This is a genomic window from Shewanella loihica PV-4, from assembly GCF_000016065.1.
In the GTDB taxonomy this organism is placed as follows: Bacteria; Pseudomonadota; Gammaproteobacteria; order Enterobacterales; family Shewanellaceae; genus Shewanella; species Shewanella loihica.
Genome location: NC_009092.1, coordinates 4542031 through 4560391 on the forward strand (window position 1 = coordinate 4542031; position 18361 = coordinate 4560391).

The 18361-nt window shown below is 45.1% G+C and carries 16 protein-coding genes; 5 read left to right on the top strand and 11 right to left on the bottom strand.

Features of this window, described 5'->3' with window-relative positions; all coding sequences use genetic code 11:
• Nucleotides 1-80 precede the first annotated feature (80 nt).
• The 4 genes from SHEW_RS19770 (at nt 81) to SHEW_RS19785 (ending at nt 2619) form a co-directional block, all read left to right on the top strand.
• Nucleotides 81-434 (top strand): hypothetical protein, encoded by a 354-nt coding sequence (locus tag SHEW_RS19770; protein WP_011867607.1) that lies wholly within the window; start codon nt 81-83, stop codon nt 432-434.
• Between the two features lie 121 nt (nt 435-555).
• On the top strand, nt 556-1458 hold the full coding sequence (locus tag SHEW_RS19775; protein WP_011867608.1) for a 1,4-dihydroxy-2-naphthoyl-CoA synthase: 903 nt from the start codon (nt 556-558) through the stop codon (nt 1456-1458).
• A gap of 234 nt (nt 1459-1692) precedes the next feature.
• The gene (locus SHEW_RS19780; protein ID WP_011867609.1) at nt 1693-1884 is read left to right on the top strand and encodes a DUF2061 domain-containing protein; all 192 of its coding nucleotides are present in this window, start codon (nt 1693-1695) and stop codon (nt 1882-1884) included.
• Between the two features lie 192 nt (nt 1885-2076).
• Nucleotides 2077-2619 carry a porin family protein gene (locus SHEW_RS19785; RefSeq protein ID WP_011867610.1) on the top strand — a complete coding sequence of 181 codons (543 nt, stop codon included), beginning with the start codon at nt 2077-2079 and terminating at the stop codon, nt 2617-2619.
• 102 nt (nt 2620-2721) lie between these two features.
• On the opposite strand, the gene SHEW_RS19790 is transcribed toward SHEW_RS19785, so the two are convergent.
• The 6 genes from SHEW_RS19790 to SHEW_RS19815 form a co-directional block, all read right to left on the bottom strand.
• Nucleotides 2722-3072, bottom strand: a complete 351-nt coding sequence (locus tag SHEW_RS19790; RefSeq protein WP_011867611.1) for a cupredoxin domain-containing protein — start codon at nt 3070-3072, stop codon at nt 2722-2724.
• Between the two features lie 9 nt (nt 3073-3081).
• Entirely contained in the window at nt 3082-5325 is a 2244-nt protein-coding gene (locus tag SHEW_RS19795) for a heavy metal translocating P-type ATPase (protein WP_011867612.1), read from the bottom strand.
• Between the two features lie 2 nt (nt 5326-5327).
• Entirely contained in the window at nt 5328-5789 is a 462-nt protein-coding gene (locus tag SHEW_RS19800; protein ID WP_011867613.1) for a MerR family transcriptional regulator, read from the bottom strand.
• Between the two features lie 364 nt (nt 5790-6153).
• Nucleotides 6154-6585 (bottom strand): hypothetical protein, encoded by a 432-nt coding sequence (locus tag SHEW_RS19805; RefSeq protein WP_011867614.1) that lies wholly within the window; start codon nt 6583-6585, stop codon nt 6154-6156.
• Nucleotides 6586-6654: 69 nt separating this feature from the next.
• Complete coding sequence (locus SHEW_RS19810) at nt 6655-9267, bottom strand: S8 family peptidase (protein ID WP_011867615.1); 2613 nt, start codon at nt 9265-9267, stop codon at nt 6655-6657.
• Nucleotides 9268-9285: 18 nt separating this feature from the next.
• A complete protein-coding gene (locus tag SHEW_RS19815) occupies nt 9286-10254 on the bottom strand; it encodes an AAA family ATPase (RefSeq protein WP_011867616.1) in 969 nt (322 codons plus the stop codon).
• Nucleotides 10255-10399: 145 nt separating this feature from the next.
• Here SHEW_RS19815 and SHEW_RS19820 point away from each other — a divergent pair, with 145 nt between their 5' ends.
• Complete coding sequence (locus SHEW_RS19820) at nt 10400-10693, top strand: helix-turn-helix domain-containing protein (RefSeq protein ID WP_011867617.1); 294 nt, start codon at nt 10400-10402, stop codon at nt 10691-10693.
• Nucleotides 10694-10723: 30 nt separating this feature from the next.
• On the opposite strand, the gene SHEW_RS19825 is transcribed toward SHEW_RS19820, so the two are convergent.
• Genes SHEW_RS19825 through SHEW_RS19845 form a run of 5 tightly spaced genes read right to left on the bottom strand, consistent with a single transcriptional unit; the run spans nt 10724 to nt 18360 of the window.
• On the bottom strand, nt 10724-12322 hold the full coding sequence (locus SHEW_RS19825; protein WP_011867618.1) for a Tn7-like element transposition protein TnsE: 1599 nt from the start codon (nt 12320-12322) through the stop codon (nt 10724-10726).
• Nucleotides 12280-13824, bottom strand: a complete 1545-nt coding sequence (locus SHEW_RS19830; protein ID WP_011867619.1) for a TnsD family Tn7-like transposition protein — start codon at nt 13822-13824, stop codon at nt 12280-12282. Before SHEW_RS19830 ends, SHEW_RS19825 begins: the two co-directional genes overlap by 43 nt.
• Nucleotides 13825-15462 (bottom strand): AAA family ATPase, encoded by a 1638-nt coding sequence (locus SHEW_RS19835; protein WP_011867620.1) that lies wholly within the window; start codon nt 15460-15462, stop codon nt 13825-13827.
• Nucleotides 15459-17549, bottom strand: coding sequence for a TnsB C-terminal domain-containing protein (locus tag SHEW_RS19840; protein WP_011867621.1), 2091 nt, complete (start codon nt 17547-17549; stop codon nt 15459-15461). The genes SHEW_RS19835 and SHEW_RS19840 overlap by 4 nt, the downstream gene beginning before the upstream one ends.
• The gene (locus tag SHEW_RS19845) at nt 17533-18360 is read right to left on the bottom strand and encodes a heteromeric transposase endonuclease subunit TnsA (RefSeq protein WP_011867622.1); all 828 of its coding nucleotides are present in this window, start codon (nt 18358-18360) and stop codon (nt 17533-17535) included. The genes SHEW_RS19840 and SHEW_RS19845 overlap by 17 nt, the downstream gene beginning before the upstream one ends.
• Between the last annotated feature and the right edge of the window lies 1 nt (nt 18361).

Genomic DNA, 18361 nt, shown 5'->3' on the forward strand with positions numbered 1-18361 from the left:
GCCTTACAGCTTTAATATTCCATGAAAACTGGCTTATTATACATTTCTAATACTGATTGTTCACCATGGTTGGATAAATAATGAGAGGCTGGATTATTTTAGGTGCAGGGATAGGATTACTCTATTATCTAGCGACCGAGACAGACAAACTCGATGAGCCCATCGCGCAAACGGATGCCCTGATGAAGCGTATCGAACGTAAACTCGACTCGATGACGGGAACCAAGATCATCCGTGTCGACAAGAACATCGCGATGTTCAAGACGCAGATTGCCGAGCGACTGACTCGAAAAGAGTTAGCGGCACTGGACAATATTCTCGAATCGAAAGAGTCGGTACTCGAGTTTACCGAGAAATATTGCGGCAACAGCAGCAATCGCTTTGACGAACTGAGCAAAGATAACCAGCAATTTATCTGCGACAAGCTCAGATAATCCCTCATAGGCTACAGAAAGCTTTGCCCAGCGCACGGTTTTCTGCAGCCTAATTGATCTCTACTCATAATGAGCCTAGCCTTGGCTCATCTCTCGATGCGACACACATAGGGTTACGAACATGACAGACAAGGTTTCCGATATCTTTGATCCCTCCTTATGGGATCGAGTGTCAGGATTTGATTTCGAAGATATTACCTACCATAGGGCGAAGGATCAGGGCACGGTACGTATCGCCATCGATCGTCCAGATTGCCTCAACTCATTTCGCCCTAAGACGGTCGATGAACTCTATATCGCCCTGGATCATGCCCGTCAATGGTCTGATGTAGGTTGTGTACTCCTGACCGGCAATGGTCCATCGGCCAAGGGACAATGGTCTTTCAGTGCCGGTGGCGACCAGCGTATCCGCGGCAAGGATGGCTACAAGTATGAAGGCGAAGAGACAGATAAGCCCGACTTGGCGCGCATGGGCCGCCTGCATATCTTAGAGGTGCAGCGCCTGATCCGTTTCATGCCTAAGGTGGTAATAGCGGTCGTGCCGGGCTGGGCAGTAGGCGGCGGTCATAGCCTGCATGTGGTCTGCGATCTTACCCTGGCCTCTAAAGAGCATGCGGTATTTAAACAAACCGACCCGGATGTCGGCAGCTTCGACTCAGGGTACGGCAGCGCCTACCTCGCCAAGATGATTGGCCAGAAGCGCGCCCGGGAAATTTTCTTCCTCGGCTTTAATTACAGCGCCGATGAGGCCTTCGATATGGGCATGGTCAATCGCGCCATCCCCCATGCAGAATTGGAAACCGAGGCACTGAGATGGGCCAAAGAGATCAACTCTAAGTCACCTACGGCTATGCGTATGCTGAAGTATGGTTTCAACCTGCCAGACGATGGCTTAGTGGGTCAGCAGCTGTTTGCCGGTGAGGCGACACGCCTGGCCTATGGTACCGACGAGGCGGTAGAAGGACGAGATGCCTTCCTGGAAAAACGGGATCAGGATTTCTCTAAGTTCCCTTGGCATTACTAGTCTCTACGTACGACTCAATCTAAGCGCATTGCTAATCGGTGCGCATTAAGAATCAATAGCCAAATCATACCTATCGTCCCAGAGTGCCAGTTAAGGCATCTGTCACTCTGGGCATTTTTCTCGACTCGCTCATCTTTATTAATCGTCTTACTGCATTAAGCCAATCGCACTCTCCGACTTTACAACTCAAATGATAATAATTATCATTTAATTAAATCTAAGAGGAGACGCATCATGGCTAAGACACTCACCTTTGCAGTACTACACTTCGGTGTCGCATTCGGGATCACCTACCTGTTAACCGGTAGCATTGTGATAGGTGGCGCCGTGGCACTCATAGAACCGGCGATCAATACTGTCGTGTTCTACTTCCACGATAAGGTGTGGCAACACATAGAGAAGCGCTCCCAGCCGCTGTTAGCCTGAGTAGCAACTAGTCACCGCCAACAGTAGCTTTTAACGCTTAAAAGCGGACCATGTTTAGATTAATAATTGAAAAACAACTAATTTAACAGACGATAATTTTAAGCAAAAACAAATTATCTGTACCCTTTGTAGGCGACATCTGCTATAAGTCGGATTCGATATTTTGCCGTTATCAACTTACAAAGGATTGTTATGAAAGCTCTTCTTGCCGCAGCTTGCCTGCTCGTTACACCTCTCTCTTTCGCGTCGGATTACCATCACGCCCTGTCACTAGGGGCTGGCATGGGTGAATCAAGAGTCTCATCGGGCAAAGCCATCGATGGTGATGACATTCAGTCCCATTATGATCTCGCCTACCGTTACCAATTCAGTTCAGAATGGGGGGTAGAAGTGGGTTACATGCGACAGGATGTATTTATCACCAACCTCTTTAGCTTTTATGGCAATCAACTCGATGATGTCGGCAGCTTCCGAGCGGCAGCTCTGTATACACTCCCCCTGTCTCAGAGAAACCGATTGGTATTTAAACTCGGCGCGAACCAATATCGACTGGAGTTTACCGATACAGATGACAACGACCGTAAGTACACAGATGATGGTACCGGCCTACTGGCAGGACTAGGTTGGCGCATGGAATTCGCATCGGGTATGGATCTCGGTCTCACCTATCACTATCAGGCGATGGATTTACTCGATACCCATACCTTTACTTTCGCCCTCGGTTATCGATTCTAAATCACCCGATAAAAAATAGGGCAAACCTGACAATAGCGTTTGCCCTACTATTTATACTAAATCCCTCTATCAGACCTTAATCGACTCTTTCATTCACCCCATTCATTCGACGACTAGCACACCTTTGTACATCTGCATCTGGCAGTGAAATGCATATTCTCCTGGTGTCATGGCCGGAATATTAATAACCGTAGGCTTATCCAATGCCAGCTCCTCACTGATCTCCAGCGTCGGCAGCTGTAGGGTCGCCGAACAGGCTGACTTATCCTGCCTCAAAAAGGTGAGTGAAGTCGCCTGCCCCGAGGGGATCTTGATACGCGACGGCGTATAGACTCCATCCTTGACCACTATCTCTATGCCCTCCTGGCTCACGGGTGCCTCGGGCGAGTAGAGCCAAAACCACCAGACAATAAAACCTATCAGGGCGAGACAGAACAGATTGATAAATAACATACCAGCCTCCTAATGCGCTTTGGCTTTAAACAGACGCAGACGATTGGCGTTGCTCACCACGGTTAGCGATGAGAAGGCCATGGCCGCACCGGCAATCACAGGATTGAGCAGTAAGCCAAACATGGGGTAGAGGATCCCGGCGGCAATGGGAATACCGGCGGCGTTATAGACGAAGGCGCCAAACAGATTCTGTTTGATATTTCTCAGCGTCGCCTTGCTGACCGCAATCGCATCGGCCAAGCCGTGCAAGGAGCCTCGCATCAGGGTGATGTCGGCACTCTCAATGGCCACATCCGTACCCGTACCTATGGCAAAGCCCACATTAGCCAATGCCAGTGCCGGGGCATCGTTGATACCATCCCCCGTCATGCCCACTACCTCACCCTCTTGCTGCAGCTCGGCGACCTTACTGGCCTTATCCTGGGGCATCACCTCGGCAAAAAACGTCTCTATGCCAACCTTAGCCGCCACCGCCGCGGCCGTGGCCTGATTATCTCCGGTTAACATCACCACCTTGATGCCACTGTGCTTGAGCCGGGCGATCGCCTCGGCCGAGTCAGGCTTGATAGGGTCTGCCACCGCTATGATGGCAATAAGCTCATTTTCCTGCGCCAGATACATGGGCGTCTTGGCCTCCGCCGCCAGCTGCTGCGCCTTGGCCTGATAGGCCTGGGTATCCACGCCGAAGTCCTGCATGAGCGCCTGATTACCAAACAGCAGCGTCTGCCCATTCAATTTGGCCTCGACTCCGCGCCCGGAGATGGCATTAAAGTCCTCGACAGCCTCCATCTGTATGCCGCGGCTGTTAGCCGTCTCGACAATCGCCTCGGCCAGGGGATGCTCAGAGTGTCGCTCGATACCGGCCGCCAGGGCCAATACCTCGTCCTCGCCACAGGAAGACACCTGAGTCACCACCACATCTGTAACCTGAGGTGAGCCCTGAGTAATAGTGCCCGTCTTATCCAGTACCATGACACTGATCTTAGAGGCGGTTTGTAGTGCCTCGCCGTTACGGATCAGCACCCCAGATTCGGCCGCCTTGCCCACACCCACCATGACAGACATAGGCGTAGCCAACCCCAGGGCACAGGGACAGGCGATGATCAACACAGTCGTGGCCGAGACGATGGCAAACACCATGGAAGGCTCGGGGCCGAAGTTAAACCACACCATGGCGCTAACGATGGCGATGATCATGATGGCAGGAACGAAATAGCTGGCAATTACATCGGCAAGCCGACCGATTGGCGGCTTAGAGTTCTGCGCCCGCTTCACCATGGCGATGATTCTGGCCAGGGCAGTGTCTTTACCCACTCGGGTCGCGCTAAAGACGATGGAGCCAGACTTGTTTAGGGTCCCCGTGACAACTTCGCTGTCGATAGCCTTCTCAACCGGCATAGGTTCGCCGGTCAGCATAGACTCATCCACCATGGTGGCGCCCTCGATGACCACACCATCGACGGGGATCTTCTCGCCGGGGCGCACCCGTACCTTATCGCCTTGCAGCACCTGAGCGATGTCGATATCCAGCTCCTTGCCGTCGCGTATCACCCGCGCCGTCTTGGCCTGTAAACCGATCAAACGCTTGATTGCCTCCGAGGTCTTGCCCCTGGCCTTTACTTCCAGCGCTAAACCTAAGTTGATCAAACCTATGATCATCGCCGTGGCCTCAAAATAGACGTGACGTGCCATCTCGGGCAGCAGGGTTGGAAAGGCGACCACCAGCATAGAATAGAGCCAGGCTGTGCCTGTGCCTAAGGCGATTAGCGTGTCCATGTTGGCGTTGTGGTGCACAAAGGATTTCCACGCCCCCACATAGAAGTGTTTACCAGACAGGAGCATGATGCTCAGGGTCACCAAGCCCACCAGCCCCCAGGCTAATTGCTCGTTCGTGGTCGTTACCGTCATCTCGCCGATAAACAGACCATAGATCATCAAGGGAATACCCACAGACAAGGCAATAAAGGTATGGCGCAGCAGGCTACGGTAATAGTCGAGATCCGCCTGCTCCTTCTCATCCATGGCATCATTACCCGCCTCGGCCTGCAGCTGGGTCGCGTTATAACCCGCCGCCTCGACGGCCGCAATTAGCTGCTGCGGCGTTGCCGTTCCAGATACTTCGACGATGCGCTCGGCAAAGTTCATCTCGGCCGAGTCGACACCGGGGACAGAATTTAATGCCTTCTCTATCTTACCGACGCAGCTGGCACAGCCGGCGCCTATGATATTGAGTTGTACTCTGTTGGTGTCCATCTTCAATCCTCCAGGCTAGGCATCATGCTTGATTCACGATTGGCATCTAACTGACTGCTTTCTGTATAAGTGCCTTCGATTAGATGGCAGATCATATTGCCGGTCGGCGCCTTGTCCGGCTTGTGGGACCAATCTTCCACAGCATTCGACAGCTTACGTCTCAGCTTCACCATCTCTTCAAACTGCTTCTCTGTCTCCTCTAGCTTCTGCTGAATCATCTGCCGTACCAGGCCACAGGCGCTCTCGCCCTGATCCGTGCGCGAGAAGATCACCTTGATCTCATCGACGCTAAATCCCAGGTTTCTGGCGCTTAAGATGAACTGCATACGCGACTGATCCTTGTCGCTGTAGTCCTTGTAGCCGTTGACCGAAGACTTAGCCGGGCTCAGCAGGCCGATGCGGGTATAGAAGCGCACGGTATCACCCGTGATATTGAGATTCTTTGCTAGTTGATTGACGCGCATATCCACTCCAACAAGACATTTTTTAAGCTCATGCCTTGACTATAAACCTGTGTGTTAGACACAGGTCAAGGAACTCGAGAAGAAAAAATAGAAAGCGTAGTGAAAAAGCGGCAGGCATAAAAAAAAGCAGCCGTTAGAGAGGCTGCTTTTTCTGGTATGGTGTTGGATAGGAATAAAGTTTCATACTAGAAAGTGCTATACAGCCCATTTCTTGGGCGTAAAACTTTCCGCTATAAAAAATATAGTTTCATACTGAACCGTTTTATCGTGCTAAAAAGATCCAAATATGGAGTAATAAAATATCATCCTGAGTAATAAGACAACTAACAATCAACTCATAGTTGTGGCATCGATGAGTGCAGCATCACCCTTTCAGGAGGGACTCTCTCAATTCTTTTACAAGTCGTCTAGACTTGGCGTAAAGCATTTTGTAAGCCCCCGCCAGCTCTTCTTCACTTCTCTTTCCATCACTATGTTCTGGCACACTAGCCTCTTTGTACATGTTGGCTAGCCATGTGAAAAACTCTTCGAGTTCAAGAGCCAATGCGTCGTCATCGGTAAGAACAATTGCTTCGGCTGCGATAGCGTACCCATCGAACGCATTTTCCCTCAAATCACTTTTTCTGCCTAACGTTAGTAATTCAGCTGCTAAATCAGAATATGCCTTTAGGCGCTTTTCTCTCAACCACTTCCTCTTTTCAGCAGATTGTAAAACTTTCTGAAGCCAGAGAGTATCAAGTACCTTTGTCAAAAGGGCTCCGAGTACACCAGAGCCAAGAAGTACCGTCCAATCCATAAACTCTCCTCTGAGAAATACCCGATGACTCAATCCCTGTCGCTATCAGGGCAGCCCTACTCATTACAGCTATGCATTCTGGCTCTGTTTCGACGACACCGTCAATTCCAGCTCATTTTTCACTTCTTCATATATAGGTAGGTCGGTTCCAGGAGTGTCCAATGTAACAACAAGAGCATATGGAACTTCTAGTCCATCAAATCCAGCTCTAGCATTGCAGTGAAGCTGTATAGCCAACTTATCGCCTTTCGTAAAACTCGCGGCCTTAGCACCTAACCGAACCTCATGAAAAACGGTTCCATTTTTCAAGTGATGAAAGTAATAGTCAGGATCGTTTGCATTGATTAATTTAGATGCCGGCGTTGCCCACAGCTGTGCGCCTCTATAATCTTGATGACCATGATTAACTGGAGCCATCCATGCAACGGTTACAATTAAACGACGATTAGCAGTATTTGCAGCGAGACTTGGTGGAAGAGGCAACTCATACTCATGGGCTTCACCATCTCGTACAACTCCCGTGTATATCAATGTAGCTTGATTTGATTGGCACCCATGAATTCGGTTTTCATTAACAACACCAAATCCAAGATATTGATTCAACTCAGACTTAAAAATTCTACTATTACTTTTATTTTTTAGATGTTTTGTAATGACTTCCTTTGTCTGCTCAAGGTGTTCAGCGCCATGAACAAACAGAGCCTTAAGAATTACGGAGTCAGGAGCAAAGGATAATGCACTCGCGTCACCCAGTTCTTTTATTTCCTGCAATGTTTCATATAGAAACGCCAGCCGACGAGAAGCTAACGCGGCAGCATTGCTAGTACCAGATGTAAAGCCGTAACTACTAACATCCCCAGGCGACGACGACGGTAGTGCAGACTTAACGCCAGGGCCAAATCTATTGGTTTGTGAAACAGCTAAAACGACATCATCTTTAGCTAAAAGCGTTTTATTTATGTAGGTTTGTCTTCCACCAGGCATTAATACCTCTGGCTTAACAGAGTTCTTTTTACCAAGTGTAATAGGGTTGATTGGGCTAAACATGCCTTCAGAACAAAAAACATCTATTTGATTAGGTGGGAGATTTCCATCAAAACAATCAGCATGAGACGATTTCACCGTCAAAACGTTTATGGCCTCGGCGGGAGACATCATACGGCGTTCAAATTTTTGCTTAGCAATAGCATTTATAGCATGAGCCTCGATTTCGTCAGGAGAAAGAAGTCTGAAGTCATGTTCGGTCACGCCTTCTAAGAGAAGGCTTTGTGACATATTGCCTGCACTAACAACAAACAGAACGCCATATTTAAACGATAACCAATCGATCATTCTGGCCCAAGGACTCATCTGGGTATCAAATAAACGATATGGGTCACCCACCGATAAATTGATAATTACAATTTCAGGGGCAACGGGACCACTGCCGTTTTCACCTTCTTTAATCCGCTTTACCGCTCTGTGTACGAGATCTAAAGGTAAGTAAGTTGATGGTATTTGCTCAACTCGGGTTCCATTGAGTTGTTGATGTTCCGGCGCCAATATTGGCCTTACATATAACGGGCGATCTAAGGAAAGTTCCCCTCTCTGACTAAGATCACCATGGATAATGATCGATGCCATTGAAGTACCATGCATATGTTCAGATCGCGATTGGTATAAGGATTCAAAATCATCAGGATCATCAACCCAAATTCTTTCTCGCAATGCTTCATGATTTGCTTGAGGCAACCCATCCAACAAGGCAACAATTGGCTGCTGCTGCTCAAATACCAAAGGCTCAAACTTTACACTTTCTTCAAGAGAGTCATTATTTACAGGCATGGCACATTGACCTAATGGCCTGAAAAACATAACTTCATCACAACGCATCAGTTCAAGAGCCGCACCAGCAGTTTCAACGACCGCTTGAACTTGTTCTATAGGTAAACGACCGATTAATCCGTGGTAACTGATACCGTCATGAACAAAACCACCTAAAATTTCACCGCCACATGCACTTATGACACGCCGAATATATCCCTCCGCCTTTGCGCGCAAATCACCAGATGTTCTATACCAAAGCTCGATTTCAAAAGAAACATTCTGACCAAATCCTTGTGCTGCATCTTCTAAGCGATATTGCCAATCTTCAAGTAGGTATGTATTCGCTAATCGGTCCTTAGTTTCCCAAAAACGTATGTCATTAAGCTGAAGAAATGCCTCTCTTAAAGGCGTAAAACCAACCTCGATATAGCCTGATTCTTTAAACTTTCGCCACATCGCATGTAGCGATGCCAATCCAGCCTGATTACTCATTGTTAAATAAGCATTTTTACCAGATGGCTTTATTTTATCTTTATTTAATAAATAGTATTCTTCGTCTTGGAAATCGCTATCAATAATGTACTCAGAAAGAACCTCAAACCCAGGAACTTTTGATAGGGCATTTGCTAGATTTTGAATATTACCCGCGATTTCCAACACCAGAACTTTCTCTGGCAACATTCCATCTGGCGTATCAGATAAATGAATATTTTCCGAAAACTTTTTTGTAAGCTCCTCAATTTTAGGAAATATCTTGTTGGCTTGTGCTGCAATACCAGGCCCATGCAACTCACTACCAACAGGATTAGGTAACTTATTACGTTGTAAATCTTTCTTAGGCTCATAAAAAGTTAATATCGGCTTCCTTTCCATCATACTTCCTAACTTACTATTTTATTTATTTTTTACCCGCTTACTCCAAACATTGAGACAATTTGAAGTAATAGCCTTTATGTTCTTCTCACTTTCCGGCAAACCAAGTACATATTTTCTTTGGACATCCAAGGCAAACTCTTCCAACTCAGCAAAACTTAAGCCCATCAATCGACGAGCCATAGTACTGGGAGCAAGGCCTAAAGAATGTCCAATACGGCATTCAAATTCCTCAAACCATTTTGTAGCCATACGTTGTGTAGGACTAGGGACCTCAATTTGCACTTGGAATCTGCGCCAAATCGCCTTGTCGAGCATTGATTCATGGTTCGTAGCACCAATAACCACAACATGACTTGGTAATAGATCAATCTGTTTCAAAAGTGAGTTAACAACCCGTTTCATCTCACCATTGTCATTTACATCCTCTCTTTCCTTGCCGATAGCATCAAACTCATCAAAGAAAAGAACACATCGTTGGTTTTTTATATGCTCAAACAATTTGTCGATTTGCTGCGCGGTTTCGCCAAGAAATCGATTAATAATCCCTTCATATTTAACAGTAAAAAAGGGAACTGACAGATGATTAGCTAAAGCCTCTGCCAATGTCGTTTTTCCGTTCCCTGGTGGTCCGGACAACAAAATCTTATGTCGAGGCTCTAAATTGTATGAGCGTAGTAAATCTTTACGTGCATGCTCTTCAACAACTTCTTGAAAAGTAGAAACAACTTGTTCCGGAAGAGTAAGATCATCAAACGTTTTTTGCGTCCGAATCTCATAGAACGAATTTTGAAGGCTTGAATCAAATGTGAAGTGACGACCTTCAACCGTGGCTGTACTCGTAAGAATATTTTTTAGCTTGTCAGCCAAATGGTACTGACGACGAGCCGAGGCTTCAGCAGCAATAGCTTCTGCTGTTTTCTTAAAACGAGGCAAATCTCCCTTAATACCCGTTTCAACTAGATTAAGTACCAAATCAGCTCTTGCCATGATGCACCCCAAAAACTACTTCCCGTAGTTTATCAGTCATAAATACGAGTATGAAGTAAAGAAAAAATATATCAATTAATCTGTACATTATAATTCATATAATGAATAATTTCAATTTTTACACCACCACAGAACACACGTAATCATGATGGAATCAGAGATAATCAGAGAAGCATATAGAGCATCAGGCTTAAGCCAAATTGAGTTTGCGGGGCGAATAGGGAAAAGCCAAGCTCAGATTTCGAAATACTTATCAGGAACCAGCTCACCAAAGAAAGAAACAATAATTCACTGTATGAATATTTTAAAAAAGGAATCTTCTAACGAAAGTAATTTTTTCAATCTACTTTTTGAAGTGCTTGAACTTGATGAAGAAAAGCACAGGGAATTTAGATTTGCTTTAACAAAAATAATAAAGGCATATAAATCAAATGCATAACTAATGACATGGGGTTTTATTTACCTACAATTACTCTTCTAACCACACAATCAATCTCTCAGCCCACTTATCAATGTCAGCAGGGTCTATCGATCCCTTATGTTTGCAAGAAGGATGCGACACTCCGGTAAAGTTTCCCTCTCCACAAATTTGTTGCAGGTAGTCACGAGGCCAGCTTATCGACTTTTTGACCAGCAGCTGTTCTAGTTCATCTAGGTGCACGAGCAATTTCTCAGCGTTTTTAAGCCTTAAAATCATTGTAGACAGAGCAGCTTTTGCGTCGGATGTATCCACCTCTACGATATAACACCGCTTTTCCTGATAAGTAAGTTCAATCAGAGCTAAACACCTCGGGTTGGCATTGTCTGCTAACATGTGCTTCTTACAACCTGCAACCTTAGGAAGCTTTCTTAATGGGTATCGATGAACCTGACAGCCATGATTTTTTTCTAGGCGCTCAATCATCTTAAAGAAACAACTAAACTTGTTTGCGTATAGATGGGCATCATCGCTTTCATCATTAGACACATCGAAGTCAGCCCCAGGAATTGATCCAGTAGGAGCATCATCGTTCGGAGATACTTGCGGAGATAATTCACCAGGCTCACTGTCGTCAGGAACACCACGAGGCGTCCTTCTAGACTTGCTAGTCTTCCTATTGGTTTTGAAAGGTTTTTTAAATGTCAGGCTTACCGAGTCAGTATCTAGCACAATTCTATTTTTATTTGGATCTGCATCTTCGTCAGCATCAATTTCGTGAGTATCCAGCCGATCGGGCTTAGCCGCGTAGGCTCCACCGCCTTTCCCAGTAATCGAACGCTCGAAATCTGGATGGAAAAAATCAATGTCGTCGGGCATGTCCGCAGGCAAATCTTCAATACGACGGATTTCCCAGACAAAAAAACTGTCGGTATTCCAATCATGCCATCCTGCAACTTCCAGCTTAACGCCTTCCAAACTCGGCGGTAAAAAAGAAAAATCCCACATCTGATATTGCCCACGACTTTGGTGTTCTTTCATCATCACTTGATGCATGCTTTCAAAAGAAGCACGAGCCTGAGGGTCCATTAAGATCCAACTCAAAAATCGTCTGCATTTCTCATCATTGTACGACGCTAACGGGTAGCTGGAGGAAGGCATTGCCTCAATGAGCCAGCCGCCATCATCCGTATAACTGATATTAAAATCACTCGATAATTTATCGTGTTCTAAACAGATACGAGACATGTAGTTGTCATGAAGGAATAAAACGCGAGCCAACTCAAACTGCGGCAAGTAGATGACTTTTCCGTCTGAATTTGTGATTTCAAAGCACCACTGCTCTGTGTTTTGAACTCGACTGATTAAACTGAGAGCGGGATACTCCTTTAACCGCTTTTTGTTCCATTGTTGTGCATTGTCGACGACAAAAGTCAGCAATTTTCCCTTTGTGGAGTTGGATTGGTTAGCGCTTAAGGTTTTAAATCGCCTAATTAGTGGGGCACCGGCCAATGGGATTGATGGACGGTCGACCTTCTTTGATAAGCTGAGGTTAACCCCCCAATATTGGTTACTATTCTTCTTAAAAAGTGAGCCGATGCCCAAGACTAAGGCATCTTGGGGGATGTGCTTAAATCTGTAGTCGTCCATTTACCTTCCAATATTCCTGACAAAAAACTCTGCGTTAAAGGCTGTAAACGCTCTTCACTAAGTCCAGCACATCGAAGTAATTTCCATCTTTCAATTTTGATATGCCGCTGCAACAAATCTATATACTGGCGGGTCAATCTGCGAATTTGATACTGATAAATCGATTCTGAGTACTTTGATAAAAACGCAGCCGTTAAAGGCAATTTTCTGTATTGCTTCGCTGACAAAGTCCCAAGCCCTAATTGGGATAGTAGATAGGTACTCGATAGCCGAGGAGCATCAAGCACCTCATCGAACCCGTGGAGCAGTCGAAATAATCCTCTGACCAAGGCTCTATCCCTTTGCTGCCAATTTACACGCTTATCTTCATAAGTGATTGTTCTCTGGTAACGTTTATTGATCCTCATCAACCATTCATAATCGTGCCGGTATAACCACATGTATAAATCCTGAGAACCACATAACCGAGCCTGTTTACAACCCAGTTCTTTCAGGAGCCAAAACCACCTTTCTCTATTTGACTTATCTTTTTGATTTATATAATGAATAACTTGAGATATTCTTTTATATTTAGGGTAGGATCTTACTTTTTCCAACACTTCTGAGAGAGGGATGTCTTTACTCAGTAAACAACTCTGTATGATGAAATGCTGAATGAAACTAAAGGACTTACGATGTTTTCTTAAGATTGTTCTCGCCCAGCATGTGTCACTTTGCGTCAATGTCAGTTTGACGTAGGACAACCATTCTTCACGCCATAACGACCTGATGCGCTGCAACACCTCGTCATGCTTAACTTTCTTACCATACTTACAACCAGCATCAACAAGCAACTCATGGTAAAAACAGTCCCATTGAAAATACGTTGGAGATTCTTGAGGCTTAATTTGCATTAATTGAGTCGCAAATTGGCCAATCCGTAGGCTTTCAATTTCATACTCGCCTAAAAGCCTATCTTCAGTAGTCACATCTGCAGCATAAAACAAGTGACGGTGTTCATGATGAGGAACTATCGAAAACGCATACAATGGAGTACTGTGCTTGACACACCAATTAGCGTAGGGGAGCTGCCACATTCTCTCCCAAAACCGTTCTCCGTGCCGCTGTACCTGCTCATTAAAACACTGAGGGCAATAACGCAGAAATTGGCTTCTTTTAACAACTGATGCGTTTATTCCAAGCGCTAAATGAGCTCTGCCGTTGGACTGCAACGCCATCCAATTCATACAATTTTGGCGCCGTTGTTCATCAATGAAGGGCGCATACAGAGGGAACAGCGTATGGTTATACATCAATGAATGTGCAGTCAGGCTCAATGATTCGGGGTATTGATTCGATATAGCAGTTAAATGGCTTGGCAAATCAACGGTAGCAGTAACCTTTCGATTTTCGAAGATTTCATCAAGGAGTTGTTTGGGTGAAGTAATGCCACTATGAGTTCTCGCCCTTGCCACGACGCTATAAATCAGCTCTTCTGGATACGGAACGGGAAAACCAAGCACTCAATTAACCTTTTTTAGGTCTAAGACAAGCCCATTATCTTTAAGCGCTTCGTAAATACTTTCTGATTTTCCTACCTGAGAGTAGATAAACCTTAAGTCATCACTTTCCAACGTGTTCCAATCAGTGCGTTTAACTAAAGCAGCCTTGGCGGGTTTGGGCGCATTAGTAGGCTGTTCTTTTCCATTTTCATACCATTCCAACACTATCGGCATCATATTTCTGAGCGTCAATTTAGGTCGCTCAATAAAAATTTTTTCTACTAAAGGTATTAGCAAATCTGAACGACAATCCATTTGAACAAGCAAATTATAGAGGCGCATAGCTTGCTCATTATTGCTAAACGGTAATTCAGGTTCTTCGGGTAACGCTTGGATTTTTTGATGAAGAGTCAGAAGTCGCTTATCGATGTCCTCGATCCGCAAATCGGAGTACTTAGCAATAAGGTTAGGATTCCCTCGGCGAATCGCATGCAGCATTGGATGTACGGGCTTTAGCTCGGTCTCATAAACAGATCGCAAAACCTTCACCGTTATACGCTCCAATTTGGAAGCTATCGCCCTCAGTTGCGCCAGAACAAAGAGTTTAACGACAATATCTAGCACACCTTGCGATAGCTCATACCAACAATCTCTTATTTCATCGGTAAGGACTTCGTCACGCCGAGTCAACCATTGGTAACGCCATAACTTGTTAGTAAAAGCTTCCCACTCGCTTCTTTCCGCAGGGTTGTCTGGATATTGCGGCATGGGCTGCCAATACAATGAACCAATCCCAGTTGTTCTTCTTGCCGACTGTAACTCGATCTCAAATAAGGGGCGGGCTTTCGGTGTTCCAACAAGTATGACAGGGATCCCAACGGTATTGACTAATTCAACAAAGAATTCCAGCATCTGCTCTCGACCGACGGCCTTACGAATCTTTAACCGCTGGATTTCATCAATCACCAAAACACCAATCGCGCGCTGGTTAGCAACCTGACTCATCAGTGCTAGCAAAGTAGGGACGCCATGTCGTTTCCCGCCATAATCAGACTCATATTTTGTGCCTAGGCGCTTGTCGACTTCCCTAAAAAAGTTCAAACATAGACTTTGCTGTGACCCGTTATTTGGACACTCAATTTTCAGATAACTCAGTTGGAAAAAGTTATGTTTCTCGTGATAAATAACTTGCGGATAAGTGGCCAAAATACGATCGAGAGTCGAGCTTTTGCCACTACCTGAACAACCAATCAGTGATAAGCAGGTTGCAGTCGTTAGCACATTTCTGAACTTATAACTCTGTAATGAGCCAGACATCACACGCTCATAGCCATTTTGAAGATGTTGGTTGAGAGAACCATCCTGAAGGTTCCTGCTCACATATCCTCGGCGGATCATTATGGATATGCGCTCTTCCAATAGAACGTGCTGGGATAGTGGCTGAAAAAAATCATCCAGCAACGAAGCAACCATATGTGCACGCTGACGTGGTTTTTCCCGTAAATACTCCAATGAAAAATCAACTTTGCCTTCCAAGCCTTCTTTTAGCTGTTTGATCTCCATTATTGGAGGAAGAGCCTCAATAAATGGGTTGCCTTTATAGGAGCCGTTGCCAGTATCCTGATAGACTGCAGTAACGTACTCACTTGGCAGACTCATTCGTTACCATCCTCGTCATCAAATAACTCATCAACATAACTAGGGTAATCGTAGTTTTCCTGAACAACATTAGGCAAAGGGATGACCTCTGCCGTTCCTTCAGGATTCTCAGGGACACGAGGTTTTCGCGCTTCCCGCTCATCTTGAAGTTCTGCTTTGCGATTGGGCCTAATTGCAGCTATCCGTTCAGCCTTGGTCAGAGCCGATACATCAGGACTCAATTTTTCTGCCTGTTGAATTTTGTCTATGACTCGACGTTCATGCTCTCTTTTATGCTTGCTAGCTCTAATGCGACTGTTAGCCGCAGTAACCTTCAACTGCTCTTGGCGCTGCCACACTTCCCAAAAGGAACAATTTACAAACTCTCTAGAACGTTCTGAAAGTTTACAAATCCAATGTTCAGCACTATTGGTATAAGGAAATAAATAAATTTCGTACGCAGAATCAGGATCATAGGCAACAACCACTTTTTCAGGTCGAGAAACTTCCTTTGCTCTGTGCATCCAACCTTCTGCAATCATCTCCTGACAAGTGTAATAAACACCGAAAACACAAATTCCTAACGTTGAAACAGTAGCGTTTTCTCTCGGGAGTAAACTCAACCTGATTGACGCTTCTGAAGCGGCGCGCAAACGTCCAGTACGATTCTTCACTCCCCAGTTCCACAATTCTAATGGAACATTGGGAAGATCCACTGGCATATCGGCAGACCGATCATACTTTTTCAACACATGATATTTATTATGATAAATAATTGAAGAAATTATGATTTCTTTAAAATCAGATATAGACAGCTTGGCATCAAGACGATAGTCCTTACCCCCATGTTTTCTTACGGTGTTACCTGTCACAACGCCAGGGGCAAAGGGAGTATAATCAGCCTGCAAGACATTAAAGTTCTGCTCAACAATGCCTTTGGCATCACCACGAAATGGCGGCGTATTTTCAATTCGAATAGAGAAGCTTTTTTCAAGATTTTCTATCTGGTACCCGAGCAGTTCTCCCCGATCAGCTAGAATACAATCCGGTAAGCCAATTGCTGGCCAATCTTCCGCTTCAATATCCAATCCAAACTGATGACAAAGTTCTACTTTGTCAGTCATAGCCGACTTTATGGCCTGGATTGCAGCTACGTAAGATGGGTTTTCAAAGCCGATGTAGAACCCAACGACAAGTCGGCTGAAAACATCAATGACAATGTAGACAACTGGTCGTCCAACAATCCAGCTTCGATTTGCATCAGAGACCACATAAATATCAGCGATGGTCGCGTCAATTTCAAAACGAGAGCCAGGACCTAATGCATGCAAATTTGCAGTGCCTGTCAACGGACGAATGTCTTTGTTGTACTTGTTTCGATTGACTCGGCTTTTAATTTTTTCAACTTGAGAATATTCACGCTGATAGAAATGCTTCATCTGCCAGTTCGTCGGAATTTCCTCTTCTGGAATATCAGGAAAGTAAGCCTCATACATATCCTTAAAGCGCCTGTGGGCATAAGGAAATGAGTAGCCCTTGTCGGTAAGAAGATATTTTTGAATGGCTATCCTGAACAATTTTTCAATGAGTTCATCAACATTGACGCCAGTCCCAGGTTCATACTTCCGAGGACGACCGAGCTTTTTCTCTCCTGGAATTCGCTTTTTGCCCTTCGCGCCAGAGTTTTTATAGTCGGGGAGTAATGCGTTAGGGATCTGGCCTCTTTTCCAATACTGTCGAATAAGCCGATACAACGTTTGCTTAGTTGTCTTATTGTTAGACATCACATCTTCGATGGCTTTAGCTCTGACCTTAGGAAGGAAAAAATCATCGCTCTCAATGATTGGGCCAATCAGCTCGTAATTTTGATCCCTTTTCACTTGGGCTACGCTGCCGTCGGGTGGCGATGACAGTATTAAATCCGTATATGGATCATCAACCCTACGCAAAGCCCCATTATGAATGGCTTCAGTTAACGTATCTAAATCAATTAGCGCGGGGAAATGACTAGGACTGTCGATTGATATCCAAACAAACGCATCTCCCAATCGACGTAGAATTCGAAAACGTTCCTGATCAAACTCCAATACATCATTGATTCGAAACATGACGAGCTCCGATTAAGTTCCCCATATTTTCGGCCACAAGATCTTTACCTATGAGTTGGTGAAATGGCTGAGACATATCAAAATAAAAGCAACGATTTGCGAGTAACTGCCTAATTTCATAGATAGAAGAACCATCTGGTAGGTTATATGTACGGTCAATATCCTTACAAATATCGGTTACGAATTTCCTCTCATTACGGTAAAACACTTCACTGTAATAAGCTGTTTTATCAACTAAAAACTCATCTTCTATGTCATCCTTTTCTAAGGGATAGATCCAGCTAATATTCTGCACAAGGGTCGGAGAAACATCATGCTCAGTCACCAGAAACCAAGGTATTTGTTTCATTTTCCAGAATCGCCGTTCAATTTCTAACTTTTCGAAAATACGAGGATCTTTTAAAGCTTCCGATCGCTTAGCTTGAATGACATATCTAGGACATTGAGGGTCAAGAGAATCAACCAGAAAATCTGACGACATATATAGCTGTACGCCGCTATCTGATGGATGACGAATACCATTTTCAGAGGCAATTATCAGTGTATCCTCTCGTTCAAGCGGAAACTGCTCCCGAATATCGACAACATCCGCCTTCCACTCAAGAGACAAGAAAACAGCTAACTCAACATCAGAAAGTAACTGATGAGTACGTTGACATTTATGGCCAAAGACTCGATGAGAACGGCCATCAGAAGGCACATCTCTAACGGTAAGCCAAGGCAGGTAATTGGCTCCATCACCTTGACCTCGGCCCTCTTTAATCCAACGATTATACTTGGCTTCAGAGGGTGCATATTTGCTTTTTGCCATA